The following is a 15903-nucleotide window of genomic DNA, read 5'->3' on the forward strand; positions in this document are numbered from 1 at the left end:
CCAAGTGAACAATCGTTCAGTTTCATTTACAGTATTCAACCCGGGCGTGCGAGTCAAGCTGAAATCGTGATGCCGGTCACCGTCGGATGTGATAGGCATGAATAAGTGACGCGGAATGGCGCTGGCCCTGCGACGAAAGCATCGTTGCCGATGAGAGCGCTATGAACCGGTCACCCCCAGAGCATTCGCCGACAGTGAGGAAATCATGAGAGCCATTCGCGTTGCCGCGTTGACCGGACCCCAGGACGTCGAGATCGCCGAGGTGGACCGTCCGAGTCCTGGACCCGGAGAAGTCCTCGTCGAGGTCGCCTACGCAGGCGTGACCTTCCCAGAGCTGCTGCAGACCCGTGGCATGTACCAGACCAAGCACGAACTTCCCTTCGTCCTCGGCTCCGAAGCAGCCGGCATCGTCGTCGAAGCCGGTGAGGGCTCTCGGTTCTCCGTCGGTGACCGGGTCGCGGCAATCCCTGGAAAAGGATCCTTCGCCGAGTACATGGTTGTCAGCGACGAGCAGACCGTTCCCGTGCCCGATGACGTGAGTCTGGCCCATGCTGCAGGAATGCCGATGAACGTGCTCACCGCCGACTTTGCACTGCGACTGCGCGCGCAGGCACAGGCAGGGCAGTCCATCCTCGTCCACGGAGCCGCAGGAGGGCTGGGCTCGGCCACGGTCCAACTGGCGCTGGCCATGGGACTCGAAGTCATCGGCGTGGTCTCGACCGAGGCCAAGGCCGAGACCGTGCGAGAGCTCGGTGCCACGCATGTGGTCATGGCCGAGGGCTTCAAGGACGCGGCCAAGGAGATCTACCCGAAGGGGGTCGACTATGTCTTCGACCCGGTCGGTGGGGACCGCTTCACCGACTCGACCCGTGTTCTTGCTCCCTACGGTCGACTCCTGGTCCTCGGATTCACCGCCGGTGAGATTCCCTCGGTCAAGGTCAACCGTCTGCTGCTGAAGAACATCTCAGTCGACGGCGTGGCTTGGGGTGCGGCGACGCGCGAACGACCGGGATACATCGCGGAACAGTGGGATGCGATCGCCGAATACGTCGCGGCAGGCAAGCTCAACCCCGCGATCCACGCCACCCATCCGCTCAGCGATGCTGCGAAGGCCATCGGCGAACTCGACTCCCGCAGCGTGCGGGGCAAGGTGCTGCTCAAACTCAAGGGGGAGTAGGCGCAGCAGGTAATAGGCCGTCGGTCCGCCGAGGCTGTGCTCAGTTCTCGTAGATCTGGTCGAAGGCACTCATATCGCCGACGACCACGAGTTTCGTCGTCGCTCTCGACATGCCGACGTAGAGCATGTCCACTGCCCGGTCAGGATCACGGAAACCGTTGAGGCAGAGGACGACGACGGGACGTTCGAGGCCCTTGAAACCGAGCACGTGGCCGTAGAAGACGTCTTCGGTGGCGAAGAACTGGTCCCAGTAGGCCGACGTGCCCTCGGTCTCGACGATCGATCGCTGCTCGGGATGTCTGCTGCCCGTGGTGAGCAATGCGATGTCATCGGGGTTCCAGCCGGCATCCATGAGGGACTCGACCTGCCCGTCTGCCTCGGCCAGCGCTGACTCGAGGTCCGTTTCGACCCAGTCGATCTCCTCGCCGGGACCGTTGCGAGGAATCGGCGGGTCGAGGGCGAGATCGGCGAAGCCGGCTACGATCTGCTCGGAGTTGCGCAGGTTCTCATCGAGCTGGATCGGGTTCATCGTGATCGGTGATGCGCCCTCCCGGCCGAAGATCCGCTGCCGTTCATCGGTGAAGACGTAGAGTGTGCCGTCGACTTGATTGCGCAGACACGATTGGACGGCTTCCCACCACAGGAGGCTGAAGTCCTGACCCTCGTCGATGACGATCGCGTCGAAGAGATTCTTCCGCGGGCGCTCATCGGCGAGGTCTTTGAGCTGGCGCGGCAGGTGGTGCTCCCAGTACTCGGAATCGTCGTCGCTGCCGGGTGCAGCTCCCCACGAGATCGGCAGGTCATGGAACAGGCCCACGTAGGCGGGGCGATCCTCTTCGGGCCATTGGGCGGTGAAGAGCTGAAGGAACCGGCCCAGGCCGCGGGAATAGCACATGAGCGCGACTCGTTTGCCCTCGCGAGTCAGCGCTTGGGACTTGAGGAGTGCCAGGTAGGTCTTCCCGGTTCCGGCACCGCCGCTGATCTCGGCCCGGTTCTGATGCCGCAGAATGCTGATGAGCTTCGCCTGCTCCCGGCTGAGCTCATCGGCGCGGTCGGAGATCTCCGTGGCCCTGAGGCTGACGTTCTCCACCGCTTGGTTCGTCCGACGCAGGTTCTTGAGGACGAACTCGTGCGGAATCGAGATGTTGTCGCGCTCAGGGGTGAAGTCGTACCTCAGCTGGGTTGAGATGGCACCGGCGATTGAGTCGAGCTGAGTGGAGTCGATGAGCTGGCCTCGGAGCGCGTCCGGCTGATCCCAGCCCTGGGGCAGCTGAGTGTAAGGCAGCACCGCAAGATGGCTGATGGGCCCGGGCAAGGTTGAGACCCGCGAATGCAGATAGTCCACGAGAGTGTGTTTGGCGACCATCGCCTGCTCAAGAGGGGAGACCTTGAGTCGATTGCGGTGACCTTGAGCATCCTGAGTGATCCAACGACCGTCCTCGACGCTGACTCGACCGCCCTTGACCTCGATGACGGCGATTCCGAAACCGGGCCAGAGCACCAGGATGTCGATTTCGACGTCCTTGTCGTCTCCGGTCAGGCGTTGGCCGTGTACCATCGTCGCGTCCTCAGGAAGCTGCTCGCACAGAGCATTCCACACTGCCGCCTCGGCGGTGGAACCATTGAAATCAGGCTGCTGCGGGATCAGTGTGACCATAGCTCGAGACTAACCCAGGGTGTATCTATTTCTCAGCAAGCACGGACTCCTCTGAAAGAGCGTCTTTGTCGATTCCGAGCGGAGTATGCTCGCCCCCGAGGTTCCAGAAGCGGGTGACGAAGAAGCAGACGGCTCCGAGGACAACGCCAATGACCGAGAAGGCGAGCTCTGGCGCAAAGGTCAACAATCCAGCCACGATGAGGAGGGCCCGCATCACCCAGTTGGGCCTACGTCCGACGAAGACCAGCCAGCCTTCGAAGGCGCATCCGAGGAAGATGACCCCGACAATGGCGAAGACGAAGGTAATGAGGACTTCGGGCAAAGGCGCTTGTGCGACGAGGGCAGGATTGAGCGCGAAGGCGAACGGAACCACATATTTCACGGCGCCCAAACGCATCGCGACCAGGGAAGTCTGCATTGGTGGAGTTCTCGCGATATTCGCCGCGGCAAAGGATGCGAGGGCAACCGGGGGAGTGATGTAGGAAACCGTGGCCCAGTAGATGACGAAGAGGTGACCGGCAATCGGATTGACTCCCAGCTCCACGAGTGCCGGAGCCATAACAATGGCGAGGAAGACATATACCGCAGAGACCGTCATGCCCATTCCGAGGACAAAGGATGTGATGGCTGCAGCAATGAGGACAAGGATGAGGTTACCGGAGAATGCGTTGACGAGTTCGCGAGCAAGCGACAAGCTCACTCCGGTCATCGACAGACCACCGACGATCAGACCGACACCGGCGATGATGCCGAGAATTTCGGCAATTGTCTTACCCGAGCTGTAGAGGAACTCTCCGAATCCCTTGATGCCCATGCGGTACTTCTTGGAGAAGAATGCTACGACGAGCAGGAACCCAACGATCCAGTAGGGAGCCTGACTCTCATTCTTCTGTATCACCAGGAGGAGGACGAGGCCGACGAGTGCCGCCAGATAAGCCCAACCGAGTACGACGACTTTGCCGACATTAGGCAGGAGGTTCTTCGCCACGCCTTTTAGTCCGGACTTGGCGGAATAGGCGTCAGCCTGAACGAAGATTCCGATGTAGTAGAGAAGAGCTGGGATGACAGCGGCGAGTGCAATCTGCCCGTAGGGGACGCCGACGAAGGACACCATAAGGAAGGCGGCAGTGCCCATGATCGGCGGCATAATCGTACCGCCGGTGGCGGCCGTCGCTTCGATGCCGGCCGCGTAGCGTCCGGTGAAGCCCGCCTTTTTCATCGCTGGGATAGTCATCGGACCAGTGGTGAGAACGTTGGAGACGGCTGACCCACTCATCATTCCCATGAAAGCCGAGGAGATGACTGAGACTTTGGCAGAGCCCCCTCGGAAACGGCCGAACAGGCCCATCGCCAGATCGTAGAAGAACGTTGCCCCGCCGGAGTGCTGAAGTGCGACTCCGAAGAGCAGGAAGCCGACGAGAATGGTTGCACCGGTCTGGAGGGGCAGTCCCAGGATGGAATCAACACCCATGGCGTGGATCTGTGCAGCAGTCTTGATGTCGAAGGGGATTCCCTGCAGGAATGGGACCGGAATGTAGGCCGTGAATATCGGATACAAGGAGAAGACCAGCGCGATGATCGTGACCACGAGCCCTGCCGTGCGGCGCAGCGCTTCGAGCACAATGATCCAGAACACGAACGACAGCGCCGAGGCAGTCGGCACGGGTGCGTAGTCCCATCCCAAGGTCACGATGTTCTCTGCATTGACGCAGAAGTAGGCGCAAGTGGTCAGGGTGATGAGGGCCAAAGCGATGTCGTAGATGGGGATCGGCCTGTCAATCTGCGACTTCTTCGCAGGGAAGACGATGAAGACGATGGGAAGGAACGCGGCGAGCACGGCGTACATGTACGCGTTCTTCAGCAGCGAGACTCCGCCCGGATTCCAGAAGAACGCCTGGTTCATCGCAATGAGCACGCCGATCACAGTGAGCGTGATGACGGTGGCTTTCCAGAAAGGGGTGATTCGGACGTTCATTGTCGTTCCTCAACTGATTCGCGGCCGGGGCACTGGCGGTGTAGTGGTGCTGCGTCTGATCCGTCGGCGCGAATGTCTGCACTTCTTCCTTGAAAGTTGCGGACGTGCCCGGACGAATAGTGTGGTGTGTTGCATATATTACTTAAAAGACAATAATCTAGGTTCATATATTCTGCAATATGTGTCAGCGGAACGTCGGTGTCTGAATTTCTGAGACTTCGTTCGTGCTACTGACAACGACACCGTGATCCATGCCGATGTGGAAGGCCGAACAATGAAGTTTCGCGCATTACTCGCAATCCTCTTAACCCTTACGCTGGCCCTGAGTGCCTGCGCCCCGCCGACAAAGAAGGTGAATGGGATCCGCGACCCATTGGTATTCGCCACGTATGGCACTGGAACGTCGACCTATGCGGACTTGGCCGCAGTGACGGATGCGGTGTCGACAGATACCGACGCGCGACTGCGCATCATCACCTCCGACACAGCGATCGGCCGACTGGCACCGATGAAGGCCGGGATCGCCCAGATGGGCAGGCTCGGTGATGAGTACATCTTCGGGTTCGAGGGCCAAAACGAGTTCGCCAGCGAGAACTGGGGGCCACAGGACCTGCGGGTCGTCTGGGCGCCGCTGTCGCCGCACTCCCTGCTGACACGCAAGTCCGACGGGATCAAGACCCCCGCCGATCTCAAGGGCAAAAAGATCCCCAACGTGACCGCAAACCCCTCAGTGAACGGAAAGATCGAAGCCTACCTCGCATATGCGGGGCTGACCTTGGACGATGTGGAGCTAGTCGACGTCGCCTATTCGGAGCAGCCAGCGGCGCTTGAGTCCGGGCAGATCGATGCTCTCTATCAGCAGGTCTATGGCTCTTCGCTCTTCGAGCTCGAGTCGAAGTTCGACGTCAGTTGGATTGAACTCGATCCCAAAGACAAAAAGGGAATCGAACGGGTGCACGAGCTGGCACCGCAGCTCAACATCCTGCCGTTCGAAGATGCACCAGGCCAGGAGGAGGGCACCAGCACACACGGCTTCGTCTACACCTTGCCGATTTCCACGTATGCGGATGCTTCGGACGACGAAGTGAAAAAGCTGGTGAGCTCGATGGCATCGACATTCCCGAAGTACAAAGCGTCAACGCTCAATACGCCGAGGTGGAAGCCCGATGATGTGGAGACCATGCCTCGAGTCATTCCCTTCCACCCGGGCACTATCGCGTGGCTCAAGGAGAACGGTCAGTGGACTGACGAAGCGCAGAAGCGCAATGACGAGCTGATCGAGCGTGGAGAGAAGCTTCGCGCGGAATGGAAGAAGTTCATGGACACCAAACCGGATAAGGATGACATTCCCAAGAAGTGGAGCGAGTGGAAGGCCTCGTCCGATCTATAAGAAGCGGGATTCAACAAGGTCTAGAATTTGAGACCACCAGTCGGCCAGCTGCGTATCCGCAGCAGCCGTCTTTGTGGGGAAATGCTTTCGTCCGAGGCAGTGAGTACGAACGGCGTGGAAGGTGAAGAGTGGAAGTTCAACAGGCGCGTGTGTTCATGGCGCTCGCAGAAGAGTTGCATTTCGGCCGGGCTGCGGAACGTCTGGGGATGGGACAGTCGCTGCTCAGTCGGACGATTCGGCAGCTTGAGGAGGAGCTCGGCGCCACCCTGTTCCAGCGGACTACTCGAAACGTGCGCCTGGCACCGGCAGGGTTAGCACTTTTCGAACCAGCTCGACAGATGATCAGTCTGCAGCGAGTGGCGGTCGATTCGGTGAAGCGCGCGGCGGCTGGAGAAGTCGGGCAATTGGGTTTCGGATTTGCGCGGGCGTCCTCGCGTGGCATGGCCGCCTCGTTGGTGGCGGCGGCATACGAAGACCATCCCGGCATCACCTTCGCTATTGAGTCCAATGTCTTCGCCGACGAAGGACTGACCCGGTTGGCTGATGGGAGTCTTGATATTGCTCTTGTGAGGTGGACCCGGCAACCGCCGACCATCACCGGGCGACCTGTGCTGATCGAACGTCCCGTCGTCACTCTGCCTGACTCGCACCGTCTCGCCCGGAGGAAACTCATTCGCGTCGATGAATTGGCAGATGAAGACCTGCTCTCTCTCCCAGCGAACCCGAACTCAACGCTTCGTGAGACGACAATCCGACTGTGCCATAACGCAGGCTTTTCGCCCCGGGTAATTCTCGAGCTTCCCGACGCTCAGACGATCTCCGCCCTGATCGCAGCGGGCATGGGAATCACCATCACCTTTGACTCGGTCGCTGCAACCATGCGTGAGCCCGGCACAGTGACAGTTCCACTCGACGTTACGAACGAGTCGTCGGTGGTCTATCTTGCACACCTGCGGACTCATGGAAGTGCATCGTTGTCAGCCGTGTTGGCAATAGCGGAGACCGTCCTGCCGACGGTGAGCAGCGCCAGTGAATGATTTTGACTGAGTAGTTTGCTGGCGTGGCCAAGAACTAAGCTGGGGCCCGCTGGAAATCCAGCGGGCCCGAGCTCATCAGGTTCAGTCGAGGATCACTTCTTGTCGTCGACGAGTTCCTGTTCTTCGAAGACGACGTCGGCGCCAGCTTCGGGGAGACCAGAGCCGCGCAGCGACGCGCCCTTCGTCTCCTTCATGAAGATGGTGGCGATGAAGCCGATGACGCAGGCGCCCATCACAAAGTAGGCGGGCACGATCGTGTTCCCTGTCGCCCCGATGATCGCTTCATTGGCTGAAGGTGCGGTGCCGCCGAAGATTGCGGTCGAGACGTTGTAGGAGATCGCGAATCCCGCGAAGCGCACCGGTCCGGGGAACATCGCCGGGAAGGTCGCAGAGATCGTCGAGATCTGCGGAATGTAGAGGACGCCGAGAACCGCCAGGCCGATGAGTGCCCAGATGAAGCCGTTGGCCATGAGCATGAACATCGGAATGGCCGCAACGAACAGGCCGACGAGCGAGAAGTACCAGACTGGCTTGCGACCGACCTTGTCCGAGAGCATTCCGCCGAATGGGATGAGGACCATCATGAACGCCTGGGCCAGGAACATCACCGTCAGCGAGGAGTTCGAGTCCATGCCGACCGGATCCTGCAGGTAGGCGGGCATATAGGACAGCAGCGTGTAGTTGACGACGTTGACGGCGACGACCATGCCGCCGAGGATGAGCAGCTGCTTCCAGTAGTCCCTGAAGAGGATGGTGAAGACTTCCTTGACCGACTTGCCCTGGTCGTTGTCGTCGAGTTCCTCATAGACAGGGGATTCGTCGAGCTTCGTCCTCATGTAGAGGCCGACCACGCCGAGAACTCCAGCGAAGACGAAGGGAATCCTCCAGCCCCAATCCATCATGGTCTCTTCACCCAGGCCCAGCTGGAGCAGCAGAACGAAGAGCGAGCCAGCGGCCATGCCGGCGAGGGTGCCGAACTCGAGGAAGCTGCCGAAGAAGCCGCGACGTTTGTCCGGGGCGTATTCGGCCATGAACGTGGCGGCACCGCCGTACTCTCCGCCCGAGGAGAAGCCCTGGATGACGCGCAGGAGGACGAGGATGATCGGCGCGGCGACGCCGATCGTGGCGTAGCTCGGCAGCAGCGCGATGCAGAATGTCGAGCCGGCCATAAGCAGAATCGTCAGCGCAAGCACTGCCTTGCGACCGAGGCGATCGCCCATCGGACCCCAGACGATGCCGCCGAGTGGGCGGAAGATGAAGGAGACGGCGAAGGTCAGCAGGGCCAGGAGCTGGCCGTGGCTGCCGGGGAAGAAGTGCTGGGTGATGTAGGTGATCGAGACCGCGTACAGGCCGTAGTCGAACCACTCGGTGGCGTTTCCGACCGCCGAGGCGGCAACGGCTTTGCGGACCGTCTTGAGGTCCGGCTCGGGTGGGGCTGCGGGGATGCTGGCCTCGGGATGCGTGTTGGAGTTACTCACGTGTTCCTCCGATCGTGTCGGGCCATCATCGTGATGGCCCTCGTGAGAGAAGCGACTATGCACGCTACGAGCATCTGTTCAGCGAATCAAAACGAAAATGCTGTCAAGCCAACGGCGTGTCCGCCGACCCCTTTGAACTCTGCGACCCTGTGACCAGCGAGTATGTAGAAACAAGCTGAAATCTGATCGCGGGTTGAGGTTCACAGAGAAATCTCTAGATATCGTTACTTCCGGATGGTTGACAGAAAATCACTTCAATGACTGACTTCGTTCGGCGGTGAACCGAGAGTAATGTGCGCATTCCATCGCTTCCGTCATCGGGTTCGTTCCGGGCACAGCCTGCCAGGGTTATGACGTGGGTGATAGAGAGAATTGGGTCGTGAACTATTGGGCAGTCTGCTCAGAAGCTCAGGCGTTGACAGCACAGCCATCTCGATACCTGCAGCAGCTACCCCGATTTGTCTTGCAGCTGGTTTCGGTGACGCAGTGGCCCGATTCCGAAGCGTTGACGATAGCCGCGCGAGAGCTGGGCTTGCGAGCCGAACCCGCACGCTGAGGCGATCTCGGTCATCGGTGCGTTGGCCCAGATGGGGTCGGCGAGCATGCGGCGAACTGTGGTCAGGCGAGTTTCGAGAATGGTCTGCGGGACGCTGCTGCCAGTGGTGGAGAATAATCGGGAGAGTTGGCGTTCGGAGACGCCGACGAACTGGGCGAGACGAGCGGCGTTGAGCCTGGGATCGCAGTGTGCTTCGGCGATCACGGCCATCGCCTCCTGCAACGGCCCGGAATTCGCCAGCGGTCGTGAGAGCACCCCGGTGAGAAGGTCGAGCAGGCGAGTCTCGAGCCTCTGCCCGTGACGCAGCCCGCGATCCAGGGCTCCGGCGGCCAATTGGGTGAGTTCACGAGCTGCCAGATTGAGTGCGTTGTCGGGGTCGAGGTCGAGCGGAATCGGCCGTCGCACTGAGTCTGCGTCGGTGAGCTGAGCCAGGGTCTCACGGGGGAGTTGGATGACCAATTCACTGACGCCCTGCGGAAAGGTGCGGGAGAATGCGGTGTCACCGTCGCAGATGAGGCCGCGTCCGGGCCCGACGGTGAGTGAACCGGTGCGGTGGTTGAACTCGTTCATACCCTGCAGCGGAATGTAGACGACGACTCCCGACACTGGGTGGGTGGCGACATCTTCCGCAGTCCTCTGCACCCGAAGGGGCCTGATTATTCCGATGCGCTGGTGTCGATTGTCGGTATCCGACATGATGAGGATATGACTGAAGCAGACAGCAGTGCCCACGCAGACGCAGCGACGATGAAGGCCATGCGCCAGACCGAGTTCGGCGGCCCCGAGGTTCTCCATGAGGTGGAGCTGCCGAAGCCGAATCCGGGACCCAGCCAGCTCCTCATCAAGGTCAAGGCCTCAGGCGTGAACCCCACGGATTGGAAGCACCGCAGCGGCCCCCGCTTCCTCCCCGATCCGCCCTTCGTTCTCGGCTGGGACGTGTCTGGGACGGTCGAACAGGTGGGTGTCGGCGTGACGCTCTTCAAGCCGGGCGACGAGGTCTTCGGGATGCTGCCCTACCCCTTCGGCGTCGGCGCGCACGCCGAATACGTGGTCGGCCCGACACGAGCCTTTGTTCCCAAGCCAGACGTAGTCGATCACGTGCAGGCAGGAGCTATCCCACTCGTGGCGCTGACGGCGTGGCAGTCCCTCGTCGACACCGCGAAGATCGCTCCCGGTGACCGGGTGCTCGTCCATGCCGCAGCCGGTGGCGTGGGGCACGTGGCGGTGCAGATCGCCAAGGCTCGCGGCGCCTATGTCATCGGAACTGCGAGTGCACCCAAGCATGACTTCGTCCGCGGCCTGGGTGCGGACGAGATGATCGACTACCGCGCGGAGGACTTCGTCGAAGCGGCTCGCGACATCGACATCGCCTTCGACACCATCGGCGGTGACTACCAGCTGCGCTCTCTCCGGACTCTCAAACCCGGTGGAATCATGGTCTCGACGGTTCCAGTTCCCGCTGAGGGTCTCTTCGAAGAGGCCGAAGCTCTGGGAGTTCGGGCCGAGACCATCCTCGTCGAGGCCGACCAGGCAGGCATGCTCGAGATCGCTGCCCTCGTGGAGAGCGGACAGCTGCGGGCGACGATCGCAGACACGTTCCCGCTGACAGATGCTGCTAAGGCGCATGCAGCAGGTGAGACGAACGCGACGACAGGTAAGCTGGTGCTGACCATGGAATAAGCCTGCCCATGGATCGAAGGATGGCGTGGGCTGCTCGACGGTCTGACTGTTCGACGAGGCTCACCCATGATCGTGGCCATGCACCCCGAGCTCGTTGATCCAGATCCATCCCTCCGGCAGGGGCGCCCACGCAGCCACATCGCGTCTGGCCTTCGACCGGTCGGCGAGCACCACGACCTGCTTGGCACGTTCGGCGATGAGCTCCTTCGTCCGAGCCTCGTCGAGAGTCGGCTCGCCGAGTCCTTGGGAAGGATCCACCGCGTCGGCGCCGAGGAAAGCGACATCGACGTGGAGCCGGCTCAGCGCATGGTCACTCAGCGCCCCCGTCGTCCCGTGGGACATCGTTGAAACCTCACCGCCGACCATGATGACCTTCGGCCCCATCGGGTGGGCCAGAGCCAACGCAATCTCGAGCCCGCGCGTGATGATGGTGAGATCTTGACGATCCCGAATGCGCTCGGCTAAACGCACTGTAGTCGACCCCGCGTCGAGGAAGACCGTGCGCACAGTCCCCTCGCCGAGGTGGTCCATCGCGGCCGCGGCAATGGCATCCTTGGCCTCGGCGTTGGCCTCCATCCGCTGTCCCAGCGGAGGCTCGACGTAGCCGGCGGCAGTGGCTCCGCCGATCGTGCGGATGACCTCGCCGGTCTCTGACATCTCCCGCAGGTCGCGACGGATCGTCGACTCCGAGGTTGCCAATTCGTCGGCCAGCCGGGAGATGGTCCACGAACCGGTCTTGAGCAGAGACAAGATGTCCTCGCGGCGTTTCTGTGTGCCCGTGCGAATCGCCATGAAGAGACTCCTACTTCGGCAGGTACCGGTTACTTGGACAGGTGCTGGTTACTTGGGCAGGTACTCGGCGCGGATGCCGTCGACGAACGGTGCATAGCCGATGGCTGCGGTGTAGGCCGAACGCATGGTGCCGGCATCGGCGATGCCCTGACCGGCGATGTCGAAGGCGGTGCCGTGATCGACCGAGGTGCGCAGGATCGGCAGGCCCACGGTCACGGAGATCGTGCCGTCGAAGTCGAAGGTCTTCGAAGCGATGTGGCCCTGGTCATGATACTGGGAGAGGATTCCGTCGAAGCGACCCGACAGTCCCTGGTGGAAGACCGAGTCCGCGGGAATCGGTCCGGTGACTTCGAGTCCGGAGTCGACGACGCGCTCGACGGCGGGTCGCAGGATCTCGATCTCCTCGTCACCGAAGGCACCATTCTCGCCACCGTGCGGGTTGAGCGCGGCGACGGCCAACCTCGGCGAGGCCACACCGTAGAGCTGCAGGGCACGGTGGGCGCGCTCGATCGAGTCGACCTGAGTGTCGATGCTCAGTGCGTCGATGGCCTTGCGCAGCGACATGTGGCGGGTGGCGAAGAAGATCTGGAGTTTGTGGTCAGGTACCTTCGTGTTCTCGACGACGAACATGGTGTCCTGCTTGGTCACGCCGGTGAGCTCGCCGAGCATCTCCGTGTGGCCCAGGTGCTTGGACCCGGACTTCCACACGGCCTCCTTGTTGATGGGGCCGGTGACGATGCCGGCGATCTCCTGGTTCATCGCCGCCTTCGTGGCGACCTCGATCGCGGTGACGGCGGCCTGACCGGCACGGGCATCGACGACGCCCCACTCGGGCAGGGAATCACCGAGGACACCGATGTCGAAGACGTCGATGACGCCCTGCCCGGCGGCAGGTGTCGACCAGTCGGTGATCGTTCGCAGTTCGACGTCGAGTCCGAGGACGTCCACGGCGCGTTTCATCACGGCCAGGTCGGCCACGGCGACACCGTGCTGGTCATCGCGGCCGGAGAATTCGGCGAGCACCGTCGCGGTGATCTCGGGGCCGATGCCCACCGGGTCGCCCACGGTCATGGCGAGTACGGGTGCGGTCATGTCAGTCTCCTCAACGTTGTGTTCTCAGGTGTGGTGCGCGCGTCGACATTGCGCCGATGCGCGAATTTGTGGGGGCTCATGCGCGGCCCATTCCTGCGCTCTGCATGAGGTGGTCCAGGCACAGGACTCCCGTGCCTGCGTCTCCGATGAGACCGCCCTTTGTGACGATCGGCAGCCCGGCGGCGCTTCCGCCGACGATGCTCCCGCCCACGGCCAAGGGCACGATCTCGGTGTGGATCTCCATGCCGAGCGCGCCGAGTTCGCCGAGCACGGCCGCGGTGACATCCCCACCGGTGGTGTAGAGGCCGGTCAGTGCAGTGGTGGCGATGAGTTCGGCGGTGATCTGGGCGAGGCGGCGGGGGATGAGCTCGGACTGTTCGTCGGTGAGTTCGAGCAGATCGGTGGCGTCGACGACGGTGGCGACGATGATCGCCCTGACCGCCACTCCGTTCGCTTCGTTGCTCGCCGAGGTGGCCGTGCGGATCAGCTCGACCGTGGCCTGCACATCGGGCAGGTTGTCTTCGTCGAGGGCGACCCGCAGCACCGTGATGCTGGGATCCTCGTCCAGCTTTGCCAGCTGGGTGCGGGTGATTTCGGTCGCGGAGCCGGAGACACCGAGGATGACCCCGGACTCTCGTTTCGGCAGCAGTGCTTGAGCGATAGCAAGGCTGCCCGGCCCGGGATCGATGGCCACCCATTCCAGGTTCTCTTCCTTGTTGAGGTCGGCGACGGCGCGGGCGATGAGCTCGATGTGATCGTTCGTCAGCGCGTCGGCCACGATGACCTCGATGCCCGCGGCAAGCGCCTTGAGCACGTCAGTGCGGATCGCCTCGGCGCCGGCAAGCACCGTGGACAATTCCACGGTGTGGCACCTGAGTTCGGTGTTCTCCCGCAGGATATCGGCGACGACCGAGGTGTGCATGGGGGAGCGGACGTCGTGGCGCAGCTCGGTGTCTTCGAGGAGCTTTCCGTGCAGCAGCTGCTGGCCGCCCACGGTCACCCGACCGGAGGCAGGGAACGCGGGAATGCACAGACCCACCACTCGACCCGAGCCCGCTGCGGAGGCCAACGCTTGTCGGGCACGAACAGCAGCCTCGGCGGTGGGTCCGACATTGCCGCGCAGGGTCGTGTCGATGCGGCAGGCCACGAGGTCGACAGGTCCCGCCTCACGGATGAGCGCATCGGTCAGAGCCGCAGCCTCAGCCGGCTTCAGATGCCGGGAATTGGCATTGACGACGACGGCGTCATAGTCATCGAGCGCGGCGGCGACGCTGACCTCACCGCCGCCGCTGGTGCCGGTGATCGTCATCGTCGCCAGGCCCGCCTCGGCGAACAGGGCGCCACAGGCGTTTCCGCCGGTGAGGTCGTCGGCGACGATGAGGATCCGAGGGCTGTTCTGACTCATACGATCAAGTCGAGCACGAACAGCAGCGGAATGGAACCGGCCCACACGGCGGTGGTGATGCCCGACCAGCCTTTGATGGCACTGATGCCGTCGAGGCCGGTGAAACGGGTGACAACCCAGAAGTACGAGTCGTTGAAGTAGGAGAAGACCATCGATCCGGCGGTGCAGGCCATGACTGCGACCAGCGGGCTCAGACCCAGCGGGGCGATGAGCGGGGCCGTGACCGAGGCTGCGGTGATCATCGCGACTGTGCCCGAACCCTGTGCGATGCGGACCAGGGTGGCGATGAGGAACGGCACGAGGAAGGCTGGGAGGCTGATCGAGGCGATCGCCTCGGCCAGGGCATCGCCGACGCCCGATTCGGTGAGGACCTTGCCGAAGGCTCCACCGGCACCGGTGATGAGCAGGATGAGTCCGGCCGAGGCTGCGCCGTCTGCGAGCCAGTTCTGCACCTTGTTGCGTGGAGTCACGCGCGGCAGCAGGGTGTAGACGGCGAGGATGAGGCCGATCATCAGCGCGATGACGGGGTTGCCGAGGAACGCCAGTGGGGCCACCCAGGACGAGGGTTCGTAGGCGTCGCCGGAGAGTTCGCCCTGAGCGCTTTTGTCGATGGCCGTCGAGACGGTGTTCGCGACGATGAGCAGCAGAGGAACGATGAGAGGGAGGAACCCGAGGAAGGCTCCCGGATTCTTCGTCGCACCGGTTTCGTTGTTGACGGTGCCCGCATTGTCGCCGGAGCTCGCGGTGTCCGCATTGCCAGCGGTCGCGGTGGCAACTGAGCCGTGACCGGCATCGTCGCTGCCGCCTTCGTGGGCTTCGCCGGTGGCATGTCCATCCGCCGAGGTGGTTGTGACCGAGCCGTACACGTCGTGCTTGACGGTGGCGTTGAGTACGGGTTCGAGCTTCGGGCCGATCCAGCGGGCGTAGATGACGACCACTGGCAGGAGAAGGACCGTAAAGATGACACCGGTGAGGATGACGGAGCCGATGTCGGCGCCGAGGATGCCTGTGGCAGCCAGGGGTCCCGGGGTCGGCGGCACCATGTGGTGGGTCAGTGTCATGCCGCAGCCCAGCGCCAGTGCGAGGGTGACGTAGCCGCCGCGCTTGACGCGGGCGATGGAGCGGGCCAGCGGGTTCATGATCACGTAGCCGGAGTCGCAGAAGACCGGGATGGACACGAGAGAGCCGACGGTGCCCATGGCCCAGGGTTCGCGGCCCTTGCCGAAGGCGCTTAGGAAGGCACGCGCCAGCGAGTCCGCGGCTCCGGAGACTTCGAGGATCTTGCCGATTCCGACGCCCAGACCGATGACGATGCCGATGCTGGCCAGTGTGTTGCCGAAGCCGGTGGTGATGGCGTCGACGATTGATAGCAGGTCCTGGCCGGCGACGATGCCGGTGACGACCGATGCCGCCAGAAGTGCGATGAAGGCGTCGAGGCGGGTCGCTAAGACGATGACGACGATCGTCGCGATCCCGGCGATGAGCGCCAAGATGAGTTGCAGATCCATGAGATCCTCCGCAGTGAGGCCGACTCAGTCAGCGAGCCGGGGTTGATCCGAGTCGACTCTCAGCGAAGCCGGTGAGTCTGACCCGAAGTTGAACAGCATGAGCAAGTATCGCCTATACATGCGCAACTATGCAATGTGTGTCACGGTTTGGTGCGT

Annotated in this window: 12 protein-coding genes and 1 pseudogene; 5 read left to right on the forward strand and 8 right to left on the reverse strand. The window is 62.3% G+C overall.

Going from position 1 to position 15903, the window contains the following annotated elements:
- The first annotated feature begins 205 nt into the window (after positions 1–205).
- Entirely contained in the window at positions 206–1177 is a 972-nt protein-coding gene (locus CXR25_RS06595; RefSeq protein WP_096158526.1) for an NADPH:quinone oxidoreductase family protein, read from the forward strand.
- Between the two features lie 40 nt (positions 1178–1217).
- Here the strand turns inward: CXR25_RS06595 and CXR25_RS06600 are convergent, their stop codons facing one another.
- Positions 1218–2834, reverse strand: coding sequence for a nuclease-related domain-containing DEAD/DEAH box helicase (locus CXR25_RS06600; protein WP_096158527.1), 1617 nt, complete (start codon positions 2832–2834; stop codon positions 1218–1220).
- A 25-nt stretch (positions 2835–2859) separates the two neighbouring features.
- On the reverse strand, positions 2860–4809 hold the full coding sequence (locus CXR25_RS06605; protein ID WP_114385071.1) for a TRAP transporter permease: 1950 nt from the start codon (positions 4807–4809) through the stop codon (positions 2860–2862).
- A gap of 274 nt (positions 4810–5083) precedes the next feature.
- On the opposite strand from CXR25_RS06605, the gene CXR25_RS06610 reads away from it, so the two are divergent.
- The 3 genes and pseudogenes from CXR25_RS06610 to CXR25_RS06615 all read left to right on the forward strand — a co-directional run bounded on the left by CXR25_RS06610 (position 5084) and on the right by CXR25_RS06615 (position 7236).
- A complete protein-coding gene (locus tag CXR25_RS06610; protein WP_125187874.1) occupies positions 5084–6199 on the forward strand; it encodes a TAXI family TRAP transporter solute-binding subunit in 1116 nt (371 codons plus the stop codon).
- A gap of 155 nt (positions 6200–6354) precedes the next feature.
- Positions 6355–6450: pseudogene (locus CXR25_RS19350) on the forward strand (LysR family transcriptional regulator); the annotation flags it as partial.
- A 105-nt stretch (positions 6451–6555) separates the two neighbouring features.
- Entirely contained in the window at positions 6556–7236 is a 681-nt protein-coding gene (locus CXR25_RS06615; protein WP_241211368.1) for a LysR family substrate-binding domain-containing protein, read from the forward strand.
- 92 nt (positions 7237–7328) lie between these two features.
- Here CXR25_RS06615 and CXR25_RS06620 read toward each other — a convergent pair whose 3' ends face one another.
- Positions 7329–8714, reverse strand: coding sequence for an MFS transporter (locus CXR25_RS06620; RefSeq protein WP_114385073.1), 1386 nt, complete (start codon positions 8712–8714; stop codon positions 7329–7331).
- A 448-nt stretch (positions 8715–9162) separates the two neighbouring features.
- The gene (locus tag CXR25_RS06625) at positions 9163–9912 is read right to left on the reverse strand and encodes an AraC family transcriptional regulator (protein ID WP_164513949.1); all 750 of its coding nucleotides are present in this window, start codon (positions 9910–9912) and stop codon (positions 9163–9165) included.
- Between the two features lie 63 nt (positions 9913–9975).
- On the opposite strand from CXR25_RS06625, the gene CXR25_RS06630 reads away from it, so the two are divergent.
- Entirely contained in the window at positions 9976–10950 is a 975-nt protein-coding gene (locus CXR25_RS06630; protein WP_206430648.1) for an NADP-dependent oxidoreductase, read from the forward strand.
- A 60-nt stretch (positions 10951–11010) separates the two neighbouring features.
- On the opposite strand, the gene CXR25_RS06635 is transcribed toward CXR25_RS06630, so the two are convergent.
- The 4 genes from CXR25_RS06635 to CXR25_RS06650 form a co-directional block, all read right to left on the reverse strand.
- Entirely contained in the window at positions 11011–11742 is a 732-nt protein-coding gene (locus CXR25_RS06635; RefSeq protein WP_096160491.1) for a DeoR/GlpR family DNA-binding transcription regulator, read from the reverse strand.
- A gap of 48 nt (positions 11743–11790) precedes the next feature.
- Positions 11791–12834: a 4-hydroxythreonine-4-phosphate dehydrogenase PdxA gene (pdxA, locus tag CXR25_RS06640; protein ID WP_181871749.1), complete on the reverse strand. Its 1044-nt coding sequence runs from the start codon at positions 12832–12834 to the stop codon at positions 11791–11793.
- Positions 12835–12910: 76 nt separating this feature from the next.
- On the reverse strand, positions 12911–14239 hold the full coding sequence (locus tag CXR25_RS06645) for a four-carbon acid sugar kinase family protein (RefSeq protein WP_125240464.1): 1329 nt from the start codon (positions 14237–14239) through the stop codon (positions 12911–12913).
- Positions 14236–15747: a GntP family permease gene (locus tag CXR25_RS06650; protein ID WP_096160489.1), complete on the reverse strand. Its 1512-nt coding sequence runs from the start codon at positions 15745–15747 to the stop codon at positions 14236–14238. Before CXR25_RS06650 ends, CXR25_RS06645 begins: the two co-directional genes overlap by 4 nt.
- Positions 15748–15903 lie beyond the last annotated feature (156 nt).

This window comes from Brevibacterium aurantiacum, from assembly GCF_003932995.1.
In the GTDB taxonomy this organism is placed as follows: domain Bacteria; phylum Actinomycetota; class Actinomycetes; order Actinomycetales; family Brevibacteriaceae; genus Brevibacterium; species Brevibacterium aurantiacum.

Excerpts from the sequence above, each read along its gene's own strand:
- CXR25_RS06650 (WP_096160489.1), bottom strand. The coding sequence starts at position 15,747 with ATGGATCTGCAACTCATCTTGGCGCTCATCGCCGGGATCGCGACGATC.
- CXR25_RS06600 (WP_096158527.1), bottom strand. The coding sequence starts at position 2,834 with ATGGTCACACTGATCCCGCAGCAGCCTGATTTCAATGGTTCCACCGCC.
- CXR25_RS06610 (WP_125187874.1), top strand. The coding sequence starts at position 5,084 with ATGAAGTTTCGCGCATTACTCGCAATCCTCTTAACCCTTACGCTGGCC.
- CXR25_RS06630 (WP_206430648.1), top strand. The coding sequence starts at position 9,976 with ATGACTGAAGCAGACAGCAGTGCCCACGCAGACGCAGCGACGATGAAG.
- CXR25_RS06595 (WP_096158526.1), top strand. The coding sequence starts at position 206 with ATGAGAGCCATTCGCGTTGCCGCGTTGACCGGACCCCAGGACGTCGAG.
- CXR25_RS06605 (WP_114385071.1), bottom strand. The coding sequence starts at position 4,809 with ATGAACGTCCGAATCACCCCTTTCTGGAAAGCCACCGTCATCACGCTC.
- CXR25_RS06645 (WP_125240464.1), bottom strand. The coding sequence starts at position 14,239 with ATGAGTCAGAACAGCCCTCGGATCCTCATCGTCGCCGACGACCTCACC.
- pdxA (WP_181871749.1), bottom strand. The coding sequence starts at position 12,834 with ATGACCGCACCCGTACTCGCCATGACCGTGGGCGACCCGGTGGGCATC.
- CXR25_RS06635 (WP_096160491.1), bottom strand. The coding sequence starts at position 11,742 with ATGGCGATTCGCACGGGCACACAGAAACGCCGCGAGGACATCTTGTCT.